Raw genomic sequence first — 4,047 nt, forward strand, 5'->3', positions numbered from 1 at the left:
ACGAACTCTCACGCTCTTCTGGTTGGACTTGAACCAACGACCCTCTGATTAACAGTCAGATGCTCTAACCGACTGAGCTACTGAAGAAGATTCAAACATGTTTCAAAAAAGAGCTCTTCAGGTTGGACTTGAACCAACGACCCTCTGATTAACAGTCAGATGCTCTAACCGACTGAGCTACTGAAGAAGATTCAAACATGTTTCAAAAAAGGAGCTCTTCAGGTTGGACTTGAACCAACGACCCTCTGATTAACAGTCAGATGCTCTAACCGACTGAGCTACTGAAGAAGGTTTTCCTTTAATTGCGATGCAAAGGTAGTAGGATATTTTGAATTATGCAATATCTTTGCAAAAAAAATGAAGCAAAATGGATAAAATTATAGGAATGGGCAATGCGCTGGTCGATGTGCTGGTACGAATTGATGACGATTCTTTGCTGGATAAGTTGCATTTGCCCAAAGGAAGCATGCAGTTGATACAAGAAGATACCCTGGCCGAAATACGTAAGCATACCTCGGGAATGAAGATTCATCGCTCTACCGGCGGTTCGGCAGGCAATACGGTTTGTGCACTGGCCGCACTGGGAGCCAGCCCCGGATTTATCGGGAAGATAGGTCAGGACGAGACGGGAACTTTCTTTGGTGATACCCTCCGCCAGCGTGGGGTAAATGCCTTGCTGGCCACCTGCGATTTGCCCTCAGGCATTGCGTCGACCTTCATCTCTACCGATGGAGAGCGTACGTTCGGCACCTATTTGGGGGCAGCAGCCACGCTGAAGGCAGAAGATTTGTCGCGCAAGATGTTTGCCGGATACGATTATCTCTATATTGAAGGTTATCTTTTGCAAGACCATGACCTGATGCTGCACGCCGTGCAGCTGGCCAAGGAAGAAGGACTTCAGGTTTGTCTCGACATGGCAAGCTATAACGTGGTGGAAGCCGAGCGTGACTTCTTCGACCAGTTGATTGTGAAATATGTGGACATCGTGTTTGCCAATGAGAGCGAAGCGCTGGCCTATACGGGAAAAGCTCCTCATGAAGCCTTGGAAGAAATTGCGTCCAAATGCAGCATCGCCGTAGTGAAAACCGGAAAAGAAGGTTCTCTCGTGAAGAAAGGAACAGAAGTCATTCAATTGCTTTCTTGTCCGGTCGATAATGTGCTGGACACCACCGGTGCAGGCGATTTCTATGCCGCCGGTTTCATGTATGGCCTGACGTGCGGTTATTCGCTGGAGAAATGCGTACAAATCAGTACCATTCTGGCCACAGCCGTCATTCAGGAAGTCGGCACCACCTTGTCTGCTAAGAAATGGGACGAAATTAAGTTAAATATTGAATCACTTCTGCAAGTCTAACCGGAATAATGTGTTTATTTGCAAGGAAGAACAATTTTGTAAACAGACTATATATGAATGCAAGAAAAATGCTGGCCGGAGCCTTTATCGTGATGTTGGGGATGGGCATGACCAGCTTCAAGGAAGACGACCGTAATTTTCAGATATCAAAGAATCTGGACATATTCAACTCCATTTTCAAGGAACTGGATTTGTTTTATGTGGATACCGTAAATGCCGAAAAAATGATTCAGACCGGAGTGGAAGGTATGCTTTCACTGACCGACCCTTATACGGAGTACTATCCGGAAGAAGAGGTGAGCAGTCTTAAGGAAATGACGACCGGAAAATACGGCGGTATCGGTGCGGCCATCCGCTATTATGAGGCCAAAGACCGTATTGCGGTGGTAGAACCTACCGAAGGTATGCCGGCAGCCGAAGCTGGAGTCAAGGCGGGCGACATCATCCTCTCGGTAGGAGGAAAGGAAATGGTACGTGGCGACATGAAACCCCAGGAATTTTCGTCCAAGGTCAGCGAAGCGCTGCGTGGAGAACCGGGCACGTCGTTTGTGCTGAAAGTGCTGCGTCCGCTCAAGAACGACAGTACGGTGATGGAATTTAAAATCACCCGTAAGAACATCCGTACCAATCCGGTGCCCTATTACGGCATGGTGAAAGACAGCATCGGCTATTTGGCTTTGTCCAGCTTTACGGAAAACTCTGCCAAGGATTTCAAAAAAGCTTTTATCGAACTGAAGCAGAAAGGTGCCAAATCGCTGATTATCGACTTGCGCGACAACGGAGGAGGCTCCTTGTCGGAAGCGGTAGACATTGTCAATCTCTACGTGCCGAAGGGACAGGAGATTGTAGTGACAAAAGGAAAGGTACGCCAGGCACAAGGTTCTTATAAAACCCAGAATGAACCGGTCGATACACAGATTCCGCTGGCAGTACTCGTGAACGGTGCCACAGCTTCGGCTTCTGAAATCGTGAGCGGTTCGTTGCAGGACTTGGACCGTGCGGTAGTCATCGGTTCGCGCACCTTCGGAAAAGGATTGGTGCAGACCATCCGTCCGTTGCCCTACAACGGTACGCTGAAAGTGACTACCTCCAAATATTATATTCCCAGCGGACGTTGCATCCAGGCCATCGACTATGCCAAGAAGAATGCCGACGGCTCGGTAGCCCGTACACCCGACAGCCTGACCACCGTATTCCATACGGCTGCCGGACGTGAGGTGCGTGATGGAGGAGGTATTCGTCCGGACATCGAAGTGAAGGGCGATAAGATTCCGAACATCGTGTTCTACCTGATGAACGACGACCTGATTTTCGATTACGCCACCCAATATTGCTGGGATCATCCCACACTGGCTTCGGTAGACGAGTTCAAGCTGACCGATGCCGATTATGAGGCTTTCAAGAAACTGGTGAAGTCGCGTAACTTTACTTACGACCGCCAGAGTGAGAAGATGCTGAAAAGCCTGAAGGAAATGGCCGAGTTTGAGGGCTACATGACCGAGGCTGCAGAGGAATTCAAGGCGCTGGAAAAGAAGCTCAACCATAACTTGGATCGCGACCTGGACTATTTTGCCAAGCCGATTAAGGAATATATCTCACAGGAAATCGTGACCCGCTATTTCTATCAGCGTGGTGCTGTGATGGAACGGTTGAAAGATGATACTGATTTGGAAGAAGCCATCAAGGTATTGCAGAATCCTGTCAGTTACCGGGAAATTCTTTCGGCACCGGTAAAGACAGACGAACCGGCAAAGAAGGAAGAACCGAAGAAATAAGGTCTCAGAGAGGATCCTGGAGAGCTTTCAAGTAAGGCTCGGAAAACGCAAGTACGTTTTGTTTCAAACGCAAGTGCATTTGAAGTGAAACGTACTTGCGTTTTTAGTAAAATGTCCTTGTGTTTTGGAGAAAACGTAAAGGCGTTTGGATGCAAACACTTTGGTGTTTTGAAATGGGTGAAAAATATGATATTTAACAACTCTTACTTACCTTTGCAATAGTAAAATTGAATATTGATTTAGTTGCTATGTTCATTCATGATAGATTATGCTGCTTGTTATAATTTCGTTTGGCTTAATATCGATAGCGTGTATGATAAAAAATAAGAAGTTGAAATATTCTTGGTTTACTTTTGTAATATAAGAATAACGGCAAACATTTTATATAAACGAAGAATGGAAAAAGAAGTAAAGGTTTATAATTCCTATAAGAAACTTTCATATATGGATGGGAATCTGCCGGAAAGTGTAAGGCACGATTTGAATATAGATGAATTATGTGAAAAAATCGATTATACATCTTCTTGTATAGGAAGACAATTTCTATATCATTTACTTTGTATAGATAAAGTGTCATCTGTAAATAAGCATGAAGAGCTGGTTGAACACCTGCAGGAACATGTTTCTTTACGTAAACGAACGTCTGAAATTTTGGGCAAAATAAATAAGCCGGAGGCCTATACGATTGTTGATATATTAGCAGAGAATATTGATTATTCACGTAGGTATTTATTTTTACTTCAAGTATGCCGTTGGCTTCCGTTAATTTTTTCAATCGGCACTATAAAATATTTTGTGTAAATGGAAAATACGGGATTCAAGTTTGAGTCTCGTATTTTTTATTTTATAGATTTGCAAAATGAAGAAGATTATGAAAGAAAAGAATCAAGTAGTGCCCGATGAGGTGTTAAGCAAGGA

Annotated in this window: 3 protein-coding genes and 3 tRNA genes; 3 read left to right on the top strand and 3 right to left on the bottom strand. The window is 44.9% G+C overall.

Annotation, left to right across the window (positions count from 1 at the left end):
* Nucleotides 1–13: 13 nt before the first annotated feature.
* The 3 genes from ACMJ0U_RS02285 to ACMJ0U_RS02295 all read right to left on the bottom strand — a co-directional run bounded on the left by ACMJ0U_RS02285 (nt 14) and on the right by ACMJ0U_RS02295 (nt 288).
* Nucleotides 14–90, bottom strand: a tRNA-Asn gene (locus tag ACMJ0U_RS02285).
* 23 nt (nt 91–113) lie between these two features.
* Nucleotides 114–187 (bottom strand) — tRNA-Asn (locus ACMJ0U_RS02290).
* 27 nt (nt 188–214) lie between these two features.
* Nucleotides 215–288: transfer RNA gene (locus tag ACMJ0U_RS02295), tRNA-Asn, on the bottom strand.
* A gap of 79 nt (nt 289–367) precedes the next feature.
* Here ACMJ0U_RS02295 and ACMJ0U_RS02300 point away from each other — a divergent pair.
* From ACMJ0U_RS02300 to ACMJ0U_RS02310, 3 genes are all read left to right on the top strand, one after another.
* Complete coding sequence (locus ACMJ0U_RS02300; protein ID WP_417127905.1) at nt 368–1,354, top strand: adenosine kinase; 987 nt, start codon at nt 368–370, stop codon at nt 1,352–1,354.
* A 53-nt stretch (nt 1,355–1,407) separates the two neighbouring features.
* On the top strand, nt 1,408–3,129 hold the full coding sequence (locus ACMJ0U_RS02305; protein ID WP_417127907.1) for a S41 family peptidase: 1,722 nt from the start codon (nt 1,408–1,410) through the stop codon (nt 3,127–3,129).
* A gap of 396 nt (nt 3,130–3,525) precedes the next feature.
* A complete protein-coding gene (locus ACMJ0U_RS02310) occupies nt 3,526–3,930 on the top strand; it encodes a hypothetical protein (protein ID WP_417127909.1) in 405 nt (134 codons plus the stop codon).
* Nucleotides 3,931–4,047: the final 117 nt, after the last annotated feature.

Origin of the sequence: Phocaeicola sp. (genome assembly GCF_048170425.1) — a bacterium.
Taxonomy (GTDB): domain Bacteria; phylum Bacteroidota; class Bacteroidia; order Bacteroidales; family Bacteroidaceae; genus Phocaeicola.

What these genes read in the sequence shown, in the direction of transcription:
- ACMJ0U_RS02300 (WP_417127905.1), top strand. Translation starts at nt 368, where the DNA reads ATGGATAAAATTATAGGAATGGGCAATGCGCTGGTCGATGTGCTGGTA.
- ACMJ0U_RS02305 (WP_417127907.1), top strand. Translation starts at nt 1,408, where the DNA reads ATGAATGCAAGAAAAATGCTGGCCGGAGCCTTTATCGTGATGTTGGGG.
- ACMJ0U_RS02310 (WP_417127909.1), top strand. Translation starts at nt 3,526, where the DNA reads ATGGAAAAAGAAGTAAAGGTTTATAATTCCTATAAGAAACTTTCATAT.